This is a genomic window from Streptomyces sp. NPDC050161 (assembly GCF_044460025.1).
In the GTDB taxonomy this organism is placed as follows: domain Bacteria; phylum Actinomycetota; class Actinomycetes; order Streptomycetales; family Streptomycetaceae; genus Streptomyces.
The window spans coordinates 428,186-442,917 of record NZ_JBITJM010000006.1 but is presented as its reverse complement, the minus strand read 5'-3'; the positions used below and the strand labels follow the sequence as shown (position 1 = coordinate 442,917).

Annotated in this window: 13 protein-coding genes; 4 read left to right on the top strand and 9 right to left on the bottom strand. The window is 73.2% G+C overall.

Going from position 1 to position 14,732, the window contains the following annotated elements; translation table 11 throughout:
• Nucleotides 1–94: 94 nt before the first annotated feature.
• Nucleotides 95–1,504: a type I glutamate--ammonia ligase gene (glnA, locus tag ACIBK8_RS14345; RefSeq protein ID WP_393679677.1), complete on the bottom strand. Its 1,410-nt coding sequence runs from the start codon at nt 1,502–1,504 to the stop codon at nt 95–97.
• 249 nt (nt 1,505–1,753) lie between these two features.
• On the opposite strand from glnA, the gene ACIBK8_RS14340 reads away from it, so the two are divergent.
• Nucleotides 1,754–2,221: an RDD family protein gene (locus ACIBK8_RS14340; RefSeq protein WP_399042063.1), complete on the top strand. Its 468-nt coding sequence runs from the start codon at nt 1,754–1,756 to the stop codon at nt 2,219–2,221.
• Between the two features lie 168 nt (nt 2,222–2,389).
• Here the strand turns inward: ACIBK8_RS14340 and ACIBK8_RS14335 are convergent, their stop codons facing one another.
• The 4 genes from ACIBK8_RS14335 to lipB all read right to left on the bottom strand — a co-directional run bounded on the left by ACIBK8_RS14335 (nt 2,390) and on the right by lipB (nt 5,446).
• Nucleotides 2,390–3,100 carry a DUF4191 domain-containing protein gene (locus tag ACIBK8_RS14335; RefSeq protein WP_399042062.1) on the bottom strand — a complete coding sequence of 237 codons (711 nt, stop codon included), beginning with the start codon at nt 3,098–3,100 and terminating at the stop codon, nt 2,390–2,392.
• A 10-nt stretch (nt 3,101–3,110) separates the two neighbouring features.
• Nucleotides 3,111–3,326 (bottom strand): hypothetical protein, encoded by a 216-nt coding sequence (locus ACIBK8_RS14330; RefSeq protein ID WP_393679672.1) that lies wholly within the window; start codon nt 3,324–3,326, stop codon nt 3,111–3,113.
• Nucleotides 3,327–3,543: 217 nt separating this feature from the next.
• Nucleotides 3,544–4,494 carry a lipoyl synthase gene (gene lipA, locus ACIBK8_RS14325; protein WP_393679670.1) on the bottom strand — a complete coding sequence of 317 codons (951 nt, stop codon included), beginning with the start codon at nt 4,492–4,494 and terminating at the stop codon, nt 3,544–3,546.
• 136 nt (nt 4,495–4,630) lie between these two features.
• Nucleotides 4,631–5,446, bottom strand: coding sequence for a lipoyl(octanoyl) transferase LipB (gene lipB / locus ACIBK8_RS14320; protein WP_399042061.1), 816 nt, complete (start codon nt 5,444–5,446; stop codon nt 4,631–4,633).
• A 366-nt stretch (nt 5,447–5,812) separates the two neighbouring features.
• Here lipB and ACIBK8_RS14315 point away from each other — a divergent pair, with 366 nt between their 5' ends.
• On the top strand, nt 5,813–7,267 hold the full coding sequence (locus ACIBK8_RS14315; protein ID WP_399042060.1) for a regulator: 1,455 nt from the start codon (nt 5,813–5,815) through the stop codon (nt 7,265–7,267).
• 47 nt (nt 7,268–7,314) lie between these two features.
• Here ACIBK8_RS14315 and ACIBK8_RS14310 read toward each other — a convergent pair whose 3' ends face one another.
• The 3 genes from ACIBK8_RS14310 to ACIBK8_RS14300 all read right to left on the bottom strand — a co-directional run bounded on the left by ACIBK8_RS14310 (nt 7,315) and on the right by ACIBK8_RS14300 (nt 10,270).
• The gene (locus ACIBK8_RS14310) at nt 7,315–8,607 is read right to left on the bottom strand and encodes an FAD-dependent oxidoreductase (protein WP_399042059.1); all 1,293 of its coding nucleotides are present in this window, start codon (nt 8,605–8,607) and stop codon (nt 7,315–7,317) included.
• A gap of 205 nt (nt 8,608–8,812) precedes the next feature.
• A complete protein-coding gene (locus ACIBK8_RS14305; protein WP_399042058.1) occupies nt 8,813–9,697 on the bottom strand; it encodes a TIGR01777 family oxidoreductase in 885 nt (294 codons plus the stop codon).
• 54 nt (nt 9,698–9,751) lie between these two features.
• Nucleotides 9,752–10,270 (bottom strand): DUF4240 domain-containing protein, encoded by a 519-nt coding sequence (locus ACIBK8_RS14300; protein ID WP_393679662.1) that lies wholly within the window; start codon nt 10,268–10,270, stop codon nt 9,752–9,754.
• Between the two features lie 198 nt (nt 10,271–10,468).
• Here ACIBK8_RS14300 and ACIBK8_RS14295 point away from each other — a divergent pair, with 198 nt between their 5' ends.
• Together ACIBK8_RS14295 and ACIBK8_RS14290 are read left to right on the top strand one after the other, a co-directional pair.
• Complete coding sequence (locus ACIBK8_RS14295) at nt 10,469–12,370, top strand: hypothetical protein (protein WP_399042057.1); 1,902 nt, start codon at nt 10,469–10,471, stop codon at nt 12,368–12,370.
• 185 nt (nt 12,371–12,555) lie between these two features.
• A complete protein-coding gene (locus ACIBK8_RS14290; RefSeq protein WP_399042056.1) occupies nt 12,556–13,554 on the top strand; it encodes an SDR family oxidoreductase in 999 nt (332 codons plus the stop codon).
• 45 nt (nt 13,555–13,599) lie between these two features.
• Here ACIBK8_RS14290 and ACIBK8_RS14285 read toward each other — a convergent pair whose 3' ends face one another.
• A complete protein-coding gene (locus ACIBK8_RS14285; protein WP_399042055.1) occupies nt 13,600–14,604 on the bottom strand; it encodes a helix-turn-helix transcriptional regulator in 1,005 nt (334 codons plus the stop codon).
• Between the last annotated feature and the right edge of the window lie 128 nt (nt 14,605–14,732).

Here is a 14,732-nt window from a genome sequence, read left to right as displayed (position 1 = left end):
ACGCTACGAGCGCAAGGCTGACCACTTCCTCGCCTTCACCAGCATCGCCTGCACCCTCATCTGCTACCGCAGACTCGCCAAATGAGATGACTTCTTAGAGGTCGTAGTAAAGCTCGAACTCGTGCGGGTGCGGGCGCAGCTGGATCGGGGCGATTTCGTTGGTGCGCTTGTAGTCGATCCAGGTTTCGATCAGGTCGGACGTGAAGACGCCGCCCTGCTGGAGGTACTCGTTGTCGGCCTCAAGGGCGTCCAGGACGGCCGGGAGGGAGGTCGGGACCTGGGCGACGCCCGCGTGCTCCTCGGGGGCCAGCTCGTAGAGGTCCTTGTCGATCGGCTCGGCCGGCTCGATCTTGTTCTTGACGCCGTCCAGGCCCGCCAGGAGGAGTGCGGAGAACGCCAGGTAGGGGTTGGAGGACGGGTCGGGGGCGCGGAACTCGACGCGCTTGGCCTTCGGGTTGGAGCCCGTGATCGGGATGCGCATGGCCGCCGAGCGGTTGCGCTGCGAGTAGACCAGGTTGACCGGGGCCTCGAAGCCGGGGACCAGGCGGTGGTAGGAGTTCACCGTCGGGTTGGTGAAGGCCAGCAGCGACGGGGCGTGCTTGAGGATGCCGCCGATGTAGTAGCGGGCGGTGTCCGAGAGGCCCGCGTAGCCCTGCTCGTCGTAGAAGAGCGGGGTGCCGCCCTGCCACAGCGACTGGTGGACGTGCATGCCGGAGCCGTTGTCGCCGAAGATCGGCTTGGGCATGAAGGTCGCGGACTTGCCGTTGCGCCAGGCGACGTTCTTCACGATGTACTTGAAGAGCATCAGGTCGTCGGCCGCGGCGAGCAGCGTGTTGAACTTGTAGTTGATCTCCGCTTGGCCGCCGGTGCCGACCTCGTGGTGCTGGCGCTCGATCTGGAGGCCGGCCGCCTCCAGCTCAAGGGACATCTCGGCGCGCAGGTCGGCGTGGTGGTCGACCGGCGGGACGGGGAAGTAGCCGCCCTTGTAACGGACCTTGTAGCCGCGGTTGTTGTCCTCGGAGCCGGTGTTCCAGGCGCCGGACTCGGCGTCGATGTGGTAGAAGGACTGGTTCGCCGACGTCTCGAAGCGCACGGAGTCGAAGACGTAGAACTCGGCCTCGGGGCCGAAGTAGGCGGTGTCGGCGATGCCGGTGGAGGCGAGGTACGCCTCGGCCTTCTTGGCGATGTTGCGCGGGTCGCGGCTGTACTGCTCACCGGTGATCGGGTCGTGGATGAAGAAGTTGATGTTCACGGTCTTGTCGCGGCGGAACGGGTCCAGCCGGGCCGTCGACAGGTCGGCGCGCAGCGACATGTCGGACTCGTGGATCGCCTGGAAGCCGCGGATCGAGGAGCCGTCGAAGGCCAGCTCCTCGTTCGGGTCGAACGCCTTCGCCGGGATCGTGACGTGCTGCATCACACCGGGCAGGTCGCAGAACCGGACATCGATGAACTTGACGTCCTCATCCGCGATGTACTTCTTTACCTCGTCGGCGTTCTCGAACATCCCAACTCCTCCTAGCCCGGTCACCGGTCGGCGGACGCGGGGTTGCTACGCGGAGCGCGACCATGTGCGGTGGCGCGCTTGCCCGACCATAGGCAGGCGTGATTTCTCCAGCATGACCCATTTGTTTCGCTGAGGTTAACCGGCGCGCGGCCCTCCGCACCTCCTGGTGTGCCCTGGTGAGCGCCGTTTTCCGGCGGTTCAGGCGCCCCGCGGGGAATCGAACGTATGCGGTCGCAGTACCGTGGTCGGGTGGACAACAGGCAAGCAATCGGATCGTGGATCTCCGGGCCCCGCGCGGCGGCAGAGGACATGGGCGTCGAGTTCGGTCACCGCGGAGCGCAACTGGGGCTGCCGGCGGAAGGCCCCGGCTCGATCGCCCGGCCGGGACGCCGCTTCGTCGCCCTCTTCATCGACTGGGCGCTGTGCATGGTCATCGCGTACGGCCTGCTCAGCGGCGGCCGGGCGCAGTCGGCGAGCAACTGGGCGCTGGTGGTCTTCGCCGTGCTGAGCGTGCTGACCGTCGGCACCGTCGGCTTCACGCCGGGCAAGCGACTGCTCGGCCTGCGGGTGGTGGCCGAGGGCGGCGGACGGCTCTCGCTGCCCCGGGTGGTGCTGCGCACCGTCCTGCTCGTGATCGTCATCCCCGCCGTCATCTGGGACCGCGACGGCCGCGGGCTGCACGACCGGCTCGCGCGGGCGGTGCAGGTCAGGATCTGAGCAGGGAGGCCAGGGTCGGAGCAGGCCAGGGTCGGAGCACGTCAGGATCTGATCAGGTCAGGATCTGAGCCCTGGTGCGGATCCCGACGCCCCGCAGATACGAAGCGCCCCGGAGCCGTGGCTCCGGGGCGTTGTGGTCGGTCGGGGCGCGTCGGGCGGCCCGGCCGGTCAGCGCATCTTGCCGCCGCCCTTGGGCATCCGCATGCCCTTGGGCATCGGGCCCTTCGGCACCGGCATGTTGCTCATCAGGTCGCCGAGCGCGCGCAGCCGGTCGTTCACGGCCGTCACCTGGGCGCCGGGCAGTACCCGCGGCAGCTTCATGAGCGTCGTACGGACCTTCTTCAGCGGCACCTGGCCCTCGCCGTCGCCCACCACGATGTCGTGGACGGGGGCGTCCGCGACGGTGCGCGCCATCCGCTTCTTCTCCGCGGCCAGCAGCCCGCGCAACCGGTTCGGGTTGCCCTCGCCGACCAGGACGATGCCGGCCTTGCCGACCGCCCGGTGGACGACGTCCTGGCTGCGGTTCATCGCCACCGCGGGGGTGACCGTCCAGCCGCGGCCGACGTTCTCCAGCACCGCGGCAGCCGCGCCCGGCTGGCCCTCCATCTGCCCGAAGGCAGCCCGCTCGGCGCGGCGTCCGAAGACGATCGCCATCGCGAGGAAGGCCAGTACGAAGCCCAGGATGCCCGCGTACACGGGGTGGCCGATCGCGAAGCCGATGGCAAGGAGTACGCCGAATACGACGATGCCCACGCCAGCGACGACAAGACCGACCTTGGAGTCGACCCGACGGGTCATCTTGTAGGTCTGAGCGATCTGCTTCAGTCGCCCGGGGTTGCCGGCGCCGGCAGCGCCGTCTGAGTTTGCCTTCCTCGCCATACAAGGAAGTTTACGTGGCCTGCGGGCGGCGGGTCGCCGCGGCCTCCAGTACGTGCTGGGCTTCCTGCCGGTCGCTGGCCCGGCGGCGGTCCTCCAGGACGGATGTCCAGGCGTTCCGGCGGGCGGTGCGCTGTCCGCCGCCGAGCAGCAGCGCCTCGACGGCACGGAGCGCTCCGGTGACGGAGGGGACGGAATGTGCGGTGGCGCGGAGCGGCGCGGCCTGCATGGTGATGGATCTCCCTCGGGAGTGCGGCTGGGGTGCGGGAGCGGTAGGTCCGGACGCGGGGCGTGCCTCCATCGTCACCGAAGGGTGTTTCCAACGGGTGACCTGCCGGTCAAACACGACGAAACGTTGACGCGGCCCGCGCGCCCCCTGCCTGGGGGAGTGCGGGCCGCGTCCTCCCAGCATGTGCCAGGTTTCCCACGTTGGCGCGCCGAGCGGCTCAGACCGCCTGAGTGGACGCCTCGACCTCGCGCCGCTCGATCGCCTGCTGGTATAGGCGTCCCGCACGGTAGGAGGAGCGGACCAGCGGCCCGGACATCACACCGGCGTAGCCGATCTCGTCGGCCTCCTGCTTCAACTCCACGAACTCGGCGGGCTTGACCCAGCGGTCCACGGGGTGGTGGCGCGGCGTCGGCCGCAGGTACTGCGTGATCGTGATCAGCTCGCAGCCCGCGTCGTAGAGGTCCTGGAGCGCCTCGCTGATCTCCTCGCGGGTCTCGCCCATGCCCAGGATGAGGTTGGACTTGGTGACGAGTCCGGCCTCGCGGGACTTGGTGATGACCTCCAGCGAGCGCTCGTAACGGAAACCGGGACGGATGCGCTTGAAGATCCGCGGGACGGTCTCGACGTTGTGGGCGAGCACCTCGGGGCGCGAGGAGAAGACCTCGGCCAGCGCGTCGGGCATCGCGTTGAAGTCGGGGATCAGCAGCTCGACGCCGGTGTCCGGCATCAGGGCGTGGATCTGGCGGACGGTCTCCGCGTACAGCCACGCGCCGCCGTCCTCCAGGTCGTCGCGTGCGACGCCGGTGATCGTGGAGTACTTCAGCCCCATGGTCTGGACGGACTCGGCCACGCGGCGCGGCTCGTCACGGTCCAGGGGCTGCGGCTTGCCCGTGTCGATCAGGCAGAAGTCGCAGCGCCGGGTGCACTGCTCGCCGCCGATGAGGAACGTCGCCTCGCGGTCCTCCCAGCACTCGAAGATGTTGGGGCAGCCCGCCTCCTGGCAGACCGTGTGCAGGCCCTCGCTCTTGACCAGGCCCTGGAGATGGTTGTATTCGGGGCCCATCTTCGCCCTGGTCTTGATCCACTCGGGCTTGCGCTCGATGGGGGTCTGGCTGTTCCGGACCTCCAGGCGCAGCATCTTGCGTCCGTCGGGTGCGACAGCGGACACGTCGGCGCCCCTTTCTGCTATCGCGGCATTCGATTCAGCGGCGTACACCAGGGTACGCCCGGTAATTCGCACGTCGTTACGTGCGCCAACCCCGTATACGAGGCCGGCATTCCTGACGGCCGGGGTCAGGGCGCTTCTAGACCGCGCGGGGGAGCAGCTCGGCGCCCTCCAGGACGTCCCGCAGGTGCTTCTCGACGACGGGCAGCGCCTCGGCGATGGTGACCTCGCGGCCCAGCTCACCGGAGAGCGAGGCCACCCCGGCGTCCCGGATTCCGCACGGCACGATCTTGTCGAACGAGGTGTTGTCCGGGTTCACGTTCAGCGCGAAGCCGTGCATCGTGACGCCCTTGGCGACGCGGATGCCGATCGCGGCGAGCTTGCGGTCCTCGCGGCGCTGGCCGGCGTTGGACGGCGCGTACTCGGGGCCGTTGAGCCGCGGGTCGAACAGCTCGTCCGCGAGCCGCGGGTCGAAGTCCAGGTTCAGGCCGCCCAGGGCGGCGCGCTCCTCGACCGGGTCGCCGAGCACCCACACCCCGCTGCGGCCCTCGACGCGGGTGCCTTCGACGCCGAACTCGGCGCAGACCCGGATCAGGGCATCCTCCAGGCGGCGGACGTGCGCGACGACGTCGACCGGGCGCGGCAGCTTCTGGATCGGGTAGCCCACCAGCTGTCCCGGGCCGTGCCAGGTGATCTTCCCGCCGCGGTCCACGTCGATGACCGGGGTGCCGTCCAGGGGACGCTCGTCGTCGGACGTGCGGCGGCCCGCGGTGTAGACGGGCGGGTGCTCCAGCAGCAGGCAGGTGTCGGGCACTTCGTCGGCGAACCGGGCGGCGTGCACCCGGCGCTGTTCCTGCCAGGCCGACGTGTAGTCGACGGCGTCATCGCCGAAGCCCAGATGCACAAAGCGCAGCCCCTCGGGTGCGGGGGTCTCCCCCCGAGAGATCGCAGTCACGGCAGCTCCTCTTCGAAACCTCTGTTGCAGTGCGCTGCAACGTTTGATGCCACTTCGCGCCCATGCCACTGTACGGCCGCCCTCCGCGGCGGCCACAGGCGGCCGGGGCGGGCGGCCGGGGGCCCGGGGGAGCGGCGCTCCGCAACCGGTGAACGGGGCTTCCCCGGCCGGTGCGCGACCGGTGCGCGCCGCCGTGTGGAGCGCGGGCGCCCTGCTCACACGATCGGATGAACACGGGGCGCAAGCGGCGAGAACGGGGCCGAAGGCCGTTACATTCGCGCCGTTCCACAAGGGCGAGTGCGTGTGCCGGACAGGGTCAGCCGGGCCCGGCGGCCCGGCCCGAAAGGCAGGAGACCGGTAAAGCTGATGACGGAACGACCCCCGCACCGCACGCCCAACCGCCGGCTCGCCGCGCTCATCGCAGAGGCGGGCTTCTCCAACGCCGGACTCGCCAGACGCATCGATCAACTCGGCATCGAACACGGCCTCGACCTGCGCTACGACAAGACCTCGGTCACCCGCTGGCTGCGCGGACAGCAGCCCAGGGGCACCACCCCCGCGCTGATCGCCGAGGTGTTCACCCGGCGGCTCGGCCGCCGCCTCTCCACCCAGGACCTCGGCCTGGACGCCTGTGCGCCCGTGTACGCCGGGCTGGAGTTCGCGGCGACCCCCGCGGAGGCCGTGGACATCGTCAGCGGCCTGTGGCGCAAGGACTCCGGCAGCCACGCCGAGCTGCGCAAGATCGCCTTCACCCCCGCGGGCCTCGTGGTGCCCAGCCGCGACTGGCTCATCGGCCGCGCCGACGAACGGGTCGCCCGCGGCGACCCCGGCGCCGAAGGGCCGGGGCGGGTGCCGCTCCAGGGCCGGATCGCGGTGCCGCGCCAGCGCCGTACCGACCCGCTCGACCGGGCCCACGGCGCCAAGGTGACGGCGGGCGACATCGCCGCCCTGCGCTCGGTCGGCGACCTCTTCCGCGCCCTGGACCACGCCTACGGCGGCGGCCACGCCCGGCAGGCCCTGGTGCGTTACCTGGAGCACGAGGCGGAGCCGATGCTGCGCGGCAGTTACAGCGAGGCGGCGGGGCGCAGGCTGTTCGCCGCGGCTGCCGACCTGACCCGGCTGGCCGGCTGGACCTCGTACGACATCGCCGCGCACGGCCTGGCGCAGCGGTACTTCGTGCAGGCGCTGCGGCTGACGCAGGCGGCCGGTGACCGTGCCTACGGCTCCTACGTGCTGGTCACGATGAGCCGGCAGGCCGTCTATCTCGGGCACGGCAGGGAGGCGGTGCAGCTGGCGCGGGTGGCCCAGCAGGGGGTCGGCAGCAGCGCGCCGCCGGTGGTCCAGGCGCTGCTGCACGCGGCGGAGGCGCGCGGCCACGGCGTCCTGGGCGAGGTGCGCGCCTGCACGGCCGCGCTGGCCCGCGCGGAGCGGGCCCTGGAGAGCGCGCGGCCCGGCGACGAGACGCCGTACTGGGCCCGGTTCTTCGACGAGGCGCAGCTGGCCGACGAGTTGGCGCACTGCCACCGCGATCTCCAGCAGTACCGCGCCGCGTCCCAGCACGCCGAGCGCTCCCTCCAGCTGCGGGCGACCGGCTTCGCCCGCAGCCGGCTGTTCTGCCGGGTGGTGCTGGCGACCGCGCGGCTGGGCCTGGGCGAACTGGACCAGGCGTGCGTCCTCGGCGCCGAAGCCGCCCACCAGGCATCCGAGATGCGGTCCGTGCGGGCCCACGAATACGTCAGGGACTTTGAACGCCGGCTGGAGCCGTACCGCGACGCCGCCGCGGTACGGGGCTACCGCGACCGGGTGGCGGCCCTGGGGTGAGGGCGCACCCCGGGGGCCGCGCCGCGGGCGGGCGGCCCCGGCCGGTCTCAGGCCGCGGTGCGCAGCGTGGCGGGTTCGGCGAGTGCGGGCAGGTCGAAGTCCTGGAGCAGCGCGCGGGCGGCGCGGCGGCCCGAGTGCAGCGCGCCCTGGAGCGTGCTGATGTCGCGGTGGTCGCCGCAGACGTAGAGCCCGGCCAGCACCCGCACCGGCCGTTCCGTGTCGTGCGGCGCGGGCATCGCGGGCACCGCGTACGGGTCATGACGCGCGGTCAGCAGCTGCCACTCGTCGGTTCCGGCGCCGTGCACCCGGGCCAGCTGCGGCCGTACCGCCCTGTCCAGCGCGGACGCCGGGAGCGCGGCGGCGGCGCCCAGTACCACCGTCGTGACCAGCGTGCGTCCGGCGGGCGCACGCGAGGGGTCGACGGCGCCGGCCGCGTAACTCCAGGCGACGGGGCCTTCCGTGGTCAGGATCAGCGGCGTCTCGCGCGGGGCGGCGGGGCGCGGGCCCAGGCCGGCGGGTGCGGTGTGGTGCAGCACGGCCGCCGGGTGGAACGGCGGCACCCGCAGTCCCGGAAGCAGCCCGGCGGCCTCCCGCGCCCCGGTCGCCACCAGCACCGCACGGCAGGGGACCGGGCCGTGCTCCGCCGTGGTGACCGCGGTGGTGGAGACGGAGGTGACGCGGACGGAGGTGCGGACGGTGCCGGGCGGCAGGCCGGCGGCGAGCGCGTCGGGGAGTGCGCCGGCGCCGCCGGCCGGCAGACACAGCCGCCCCTCGGCGAACGCCCGCAGCGCCGGCAGCGCGCCGCGGCTTGAGTCGCTCAGCCGCGGGTCGCCCAGCAGCGCGCCCAACAGCGGGCGCAGGAACGCGTCGTGGGCGCGCGGCGGGAAGACCGGGCGGCTCGCCAGGGCGTCGGCCACCGGACGGTCGGGCGCCGTGCGGTCGCCGTGCCGGTCGGTACGGCGGTCGGGGGAGCGGTCCAGGTGCCGGTCGGCGCGTGACAGGGCGCGCGCTGCCGCCAGTGCGCCCCTTGTGCTTCGGAGGGCGCTGACCCGCTGCGCCCGGCGGCCGTTGTGCAGGCCGAGCCACGGCGCGAACCGGCAGAGCGCCAGGCCCTCGAGGCCGGGTGTCCTGAGCAGTCCCGGTGTCGCGATCAGCGGCCGGCCGCCGTGGTCGAGACGGAACCCGTCGAGGGCGTCGGTCGCCGACCTGCCGCCGGTCCGCGAGGCGGCCTCCAGCACCGTGACGGAGAGCCCGGCGGCGGTCAGGTGGCGGGCGGCGGCCAGTCCGGACGGACCGGCCCCCACGATGACGACGTCCACGGTCGATGCGGTGCGCAGCACGTGCCCTCCCGGAGTCGGCCCCGTCGCCGGCGGCACCGTACCGGTGCCCGGCGCCACCGTGGTGATGCCCGGTGCCGGCGCGGGGGATGCCGAATGATGTGTGCGTGCACGGTAGGGACGGCATCGGGCATGCGGACAGGGTCGTGCGGGGGCGCGTCGGTGCGGCCCGCGCACCGTCCGGCCACCCGGCCCGGCTGACGGACCGTCAAGCAGCCCTGACGGCCGCCTCGATCCCCGGGTCGGTGAAGCGGAAGCCGCTCTCCAGGAGGCGTCGCGGGATCACCCGCTGGCTCCCCAGGACGTCCCCGGCGAATTCACCGAGCGCGAGGCGCAGCGCGGGCGCGGGCACCGGGAACGGCGTCGGACGGTGCAGCACCCGCCCCATCACGGCGGTGACCTCGCGGTTGGTGACCGGCTCCGGCGCGGTGAGGTTGACCGGACCGGTCAGCGCCTCGGTGTCGATGAGGTGGCGCAGCGCGGCGATGTGGTCCCGGAGGGAGATGAAGCTCCAGTACTGGCTGCCGTCCCCGAGCCGCCCGCCCAGCCCCAGCCGGAACAGCGGGAACAGCCGCCCCCACGCGCCGCCTGACCGGGCCACGACCAGGCCGGTGCGGGCGAAGACGGTCCTGATGCCGGCGTCGCGGGCCGCGGTCGCCGCGCCCTCCCAGTCGACGCAGACCGACGGCAGGAAGCCCGCGCCGGGCGGCGCCGACTCATCGGTGCGCCGGTCGCCGGTGTCGCCGTAGTAGCCGATCGCGCTGCCGGACACGAAGACCCGCGGCGGGACGTCCAGAGAGGCGACGGCCTCGGCGACGGCGGCGGTGCCCAGCACCCGGCTGTCGCGGATCTCACGCTTGTAGGCGGCGGTCCAGCGGTGGTCGCCCACCCCCGCCCCCGCCAGGTGCACCACCGCGTCGCAGCCTGCCAGGCCCGCCGCGTCCACCTCCTGGCGCAGGGGATCCCAGCGCACCTCGTCATCGGCCGCGGGCGGGCGCCGCACCAGGCGGACGACGCCGTGCCCGTCCGCGCGCAGCGACCGTACGAGAGCTGTGCCGATGAGACCGGTCGAGCCGGTGATCGCGATCCGCATGGGGCCATACTGCCCGCAGCGCGGCCGGGAGGCGCGGCGGCGGAACGGGGGGCCCTACGCGCGGAAGCGTTCCCACAGCTGCGGGAAGCGCTCCGCCAGAGCCGCGTCGTCGTCGAAGTCGAGGTAGTCGCCCAGGGGTTCGCGCGGCGCGGGGGTCAGCCCGAGGTCGGGCAGTGCGGCGCCGGTCAGTTGCTCGTACGCCTCGTCGGCGGCGTAGCCCAGCTCCTCCGCGTCGCCGTCGGACTCCTCGTCGAACGGGCCCACCAGGGAGGCGAGCTGGTCGGGATCGTGCAGCGCGCCCTCGAACACCTCGCGGCCCTGGCCGATCAGCCAGCAGCGGAAGTAGTCGAAGGCGTCGTCGCTCGCGCCGTCCAGCATCATGGCGGCGGCGGCCCACAGGTCCCACGTGTAGGCGCGGTTGTAGCGGGCCTCGAAGTGGCGGGCGAAGTCCACGACGGCGTCCGGGTCGAGCCCCAGCAGCCGTTCGGTCAGCTCGTCCGCCTGTTCCTCGGGGTCGGCATCGGCGGCCTCGCGGGAGGTGTCGATCAGCTCCCAGAACTTCGTCTCGTCCATCACCGCTCCATGATCGGCCCTGGCGGCCCGCCCTGCACGTGGAATGCCCCGGATGCGGCCCTCTTCTGCCCGGGAATGATCACCCGCGGGTGTGACCGGTGCAAGAATCAGTCGTTGGAAGGCTGGCATCATCGGCACCTTCTCCTTCCTCGTCGGTAGATCCCCCCACCCCCTGAAGGACGCTTCCAGGCCATGCCCATGGATGAACGAACCCGGGCCGATGTCGAACGGGCCGAGGCGGCCATCGTCGAGCACTACCCGCGGCTGGTGCGCCTGGCGTACCTCGTGCTGCCGCCGTCGATGGGCCGCCACCGCCGCGTGCTGACCGCGCACGGACTGGTCCAGCGGGCGCTGCCCACGGGCCGCGGCAGGCCGCAACGCGTACTGCCCGGACAGCGCGCGCCGCAGGCCGAAGGGGGCTACCCGCTGGTGCGGCTGCGCGTCGTGCAGCTCGCGCTCGCCCAGGAGCGGCAGCCGCGCCGCTGGTCAGCGGTGCCGTTCGTCTGGGGGCTGCGGCTCTTCCCCCGGGCCGGCGGCGCCGACGAACTCGCCCTGGACCAGGCACTGTCCGCGCTGACCGCGCCGGAGCGTGCCGCCGTCGGGCTGTGGCATCTGGAAGACATGGACGAGGACGACGTCGTCGCGGTGCTGGACGCCGCGGGCGTCGAGGACCCGGGCGCCGCCCAGCGGGCCGCGGTGGCGCTGGACCGCGAGTCGGGTCCGGCGACCGCGACGCTGCTGGACTCCGGCGAGTTCGACCCCTGCACGCTCCAGACCCGGCCCACCGACCTGCTGCGCCGCAGGCAGCTGACGCGGGCGGCGATGGCCGTCGCCGTGGTGCTCGCGGTGAGCGGGGCGGCGCTCGGGGTCGTCGTCGGCGGCGGATCGGACGGCGGGCGGCGGGGCCGGGCCACGACGGTGGCGCAGCAGGCGCTGGACCCGGACCGGCTGCTGCGCACGCCCAACGACGCCTGGGCCGACACCTCCCGGGTCGACTTCACCGCCTGGTCGCCGCGCGGCAGCGACACCGGCGACCGGGAACTGCTGCGGCGGGCGCTGCGGGTCTGGGCGGAACCCGGCCACGACGTGCACGTCACGGCGTCGGCCGGCACCTCGACCCGGCCGCCGGACCAGCCGCCGCGGCTGCTGTACGCGGGCATGATCGACGACGTCATGGTGGTGGTACTCCACGACGGCGAGCGCCTGGTGCGCTACGCCGAGCCTGCGAACGCCCCGGCCTCGCTGGAGTTCGCGCGGGTCGACAGCGCCGATCTGACGACCGGCGGCGCGCTGGTCATCGGGCGCGGCGACGGCTGGATGCGCTTTCTGATCGCCCCGTGGGTCACCGACGCCACCACACGGGACCTGCTGACGCCGAAGGCCCCCGCGAAGCCGCTGCACGTGGCGCCGGACGGGGTCACCGACCGGGTGCCGACACCGCCGACGGGTGCTTCGTGCGGACAGTGGCCGGTGGCGCAATTCCATTCGTCGGAACGGGTGGTTGAGCGCCACAACTTCCTCATGACCGACCTCGGCGATCTCGCGCCGGTGCACCTCACCTACCTGCCGTCGCCCGCCGCCGGCCACCCGGCGGACGCTCCCGTCGAGGCGACCGGCGCCCCCGCCCTGCAGAACTGGGCGCATTCCGCCTGCTCCCTGCGGGAGTTGCGGGGCGCGGGCGTACGGTCGGTGGACAACTGGGTGTATGCGCAGCAGTCCCTTCCCGAGCACGGCGGTCGCGCCACCTGGGTGTGCAGCCGCGCCGACACCTGGCAGGGCCCCGGCCGCGTCACCGTGCAGTTCCAGCCACCGGCCGCCCGGCCCGCCGATCCCGTACGGATCGTCGGCAGGGCCCGGGACACCGCCGCCTGCAGCCGGTACGGCCGGCAGGTCGTCGGCGACACCCGCTGGCGGGCGAAGTCGGGCACCTGGTACCTCCTGGCCGCCGGCAGCCACGGTATCCAGGGACTCGACGTCACCGGCGCGGTACGCCACGGGGCGGCCGGCGCCACCCTCGCCGTACGGGCCCCGCAGGACGCGCCCGCCCGGGTGGCGGCCCGGCTGCCGGACGGCGGGATGCTGCACGCGTTCCGGCCGTGACGGGAGGCGTGACGGGGGCGTGACGGGGGCGTGACGGGGCCGGGGCGGTGGTGCCGCCGGGCCGCGGACCTGCGCCGGGCGCCGCCGCGGAGGAATCCGCCGTCGAAACCCGACAGAAGGTGTCGGGATTGGCTGTCACCGTCGCTGTGTACCTCTCACACACCGACGGCGAAGGAGTGGCAGCGATGACGGCAGCGGCCGATGTGACGGAACGGTCCCCGCAGGGCGAACTGGCGGGACGGGTGGCGCTGGTGGCCGGGGCCACCAGGGGCGCGGGGCGGGCGATGGCGGTGGAACTGGGCCGGGCCGGTGCGCTGGTGTACGTCACCGGGCGGACGACCCGGGACCGGGCCAGCGAGGTCGGCCGGCCCACGGAGACCATCGAGGAGACCGCGGAGCTGGTCACCGCAGCGGGCGAGGCGGCCCGTAGGGCCTCGATCAAGGGTGGTGGTGGGCGACGGGCGGGCGGCATCGGTATCGGTGTGCCGACCGACCACCTGGACCCGGCGCAGGTCAGGGCGCTGATCGAGCGGATCGACCGGGAGCAGGGGCGGCTGGACGTACTCGTCAACAGTGTCTGGGGCGGCGACCGGTTGATCGAGTTCGACACCAAGCTCTGGGACCTGGACCTGGACAACGGCCTGCGGATGTTCCGGCTGGGCATCGACACCCACATCATCACCAGCCATTACGCGCTGCCGCTGCTGATCCGGCGGCCCGGCGGCCTGGTGGTCGAGATGACCGACGGCACCGCCGTCTCGAACCGCAGGTACCGCGGCAGCCTCTGCTTCGACCTCACCAAGAACGCCCCGCACCGCATCGCCTTCGGCCTCGCCGCCGAGCTGAAGGAGTACGGCGGCACCGCGGTCTCGCTCACCCCCGGCTTTCTGCGGTCCGAGGAGATGCTGGACCACTTCGGGGTGACGGAGGCGACCTGGCGCGACGCGGTGGCCGAGGAACCGCACTTCGCCATCGCCGAGTCACCGGCCCTTGTCGCCCGCGCCGTACGCGCGCTGGCCGCCGACCCCGACGTGCGGCGCTGGACCGGTCAGTCGCTCTCCAGCGGCCAGTTGGCGCGCGCCTACGACTTCACCGACGCCGACGGCTCCCGGCCCGACTGCGACGGCTACTTCGAGGACGTCGTCTTCGGCGGGAAGGACGCGACCGCGGAGGACTACCGGTGACCGGTGGTGGTGACCCGTGACGGTGACCGGTGACGGTGCCGCCGGTCAGGAGTACAGCGCGGCTGTCCGCCGGGCCGCCGCCGCGAACCGGTCGCGCAGCGCCGCGGGGGCCAGCACCTCGGCCTCCGGGCCCAGCGCCAGCAGCTGCGCGTAGGCGACCTCGGCGTCCTCCACGGCCAGGGTGACGGTCCGCAGCCCCTGCCCGTCCGGCTCCCCGGCCGCGGCGACCGCCTCCCGGGCGGCGGCGGGCTCGGTGACGTACGGGAGTTGGCGTATGCCGCGCTCCGACAGACGGAGCACCACCTCCGCCCGCAGGATCGAGCGCTTGAACTGCTCGGCCCGCTCCTCCCAGAAGGCGGGCAGGTCGAAGGCGGTGTCACGGGTGAAGGGCGCGCCGTCCGCCGCCACGGCCGTGAAGCGGTCCACGCGGTAGACGCGGAACGCCGGGGCGGCCCCCGGATCCGCGGGCCCTTCGCCGGACGGCGGCAGGGCGCGGGCCGCCAGATACCAGACCCCCGCCTTCAGCACGAGGCCGTACGGCTCCAGCTCCCGCGTCACCTCCTTGTCCTTGCGGAGGTAGCGGGCGGTGATCCGGCGGTCGTCCCACACCGCGTCGGCGACGGCCGGCAGCAGGGCCGGCGGCTCCGGCTCCTGATACCAGGCGGGCGCGTCCAGATGGAAGCGCTGCGCGGCGCCCGCCGCGGCGTCACGCAGCTCGGGCAGCAGGGCGGCGGAGACCTTCAGCCGGGCGGCGGACGCGGCGTCCGACAGGCCCATCTCGCGCAGTGCGGAGGGGACTCCGGACAGGAAGAGCGCCCCCGCCTCGCTGCGGCCGAGGCCCGTCAGGCGGGTGCGGTAGCCGCCTATCAGGCGGTAGCCGCCACTGCGGCCACGGTCGGCGTAGACGGGCACCCCGGCCTCGGAGAGTGACAGGACGTCCCGCGCGACCGTGCGCTCGGACACCTCCAGCTCCTGCGCCAGCTCGGCGGCCGTCATCGACACCCGCGACTGGAGCAGCAACACCATCTTGATCAGCCGTGCAGCACGCATGTCCTCATCATGCCGGGCACCACTGACAACGGCCCGGCGGCAGCCAACACCGGGCAGGGGCCGGGAAGTTGAACGGCCCCGCCGGGACGCCACCTCGAAGGCGGCGTCCCGGCGGGGCCGGTGGGGTT

Coding starts and splice junctions, on each gene's coding strand:
- ACIBK8_RS14285 (WP_399042055.1), bottom strand. CDS start 14,604: ATGCGTGCTGCACGGCTGATCAAGATGGTGTTGCTGCTCCAGTCGCGG.
- ACIBK8_RS14335 (WP_399042062.1), bottom strand. CDS start 3,100: ATGGCGAGGAAGGCAAACTCAGACGGCGCTGCCGGCGCCGGCAACCCC.
- ACIBK8_RS14290 (WP_399042056.1), top strand. CDS start 12,556: ATGACGGCAGCGGCCGATGTGACGGAACGGTCCCCGCAGGGCGAACTG.
- glnA (WP_393679677.1), bottom strand. CDS start 1,504: ATGTTCGAGAACGCCGACGAGGTAAAGAAGTACATCGCGGATGAGGAC.
- ACIBK8_RS14305 (WP_399042058.1), bottom strand. CDS start 9,697: ATGCGGATCGCGATCACCGGCTCGACCGGTCTCATCGGCACAGCTCTC.
- ACIBK8_RS14315 (WP_399042060.1), top strand. CDS start 5,813: ATGACGGAACGACCCCCGCACCGCACGCCCAACCGCCGGCTCGCCGCG.
- ACIBK8_RS14295 (WP_399042057.1), top strand. CDS start 10,469: ATGGATGAACGAACCCGGGCCGATGTCGAACGGGCCGAGGCGGCCATC.
- ACIBK8_RS14330 (WP_393679672.1), bottom strand. CDS start 3,326: ATGCAGGCCGCGCCGCTCCGCGCCACCGCACATTCCGTCCCCTCCGTC.
- ACIBK8_RS14300 (WP_393679662.1), bottom strand. CDS start 10,270: ATGGACGAGACGAAGTTCTGGGAGCTGATCGACACCTCCCGCGAGGCC.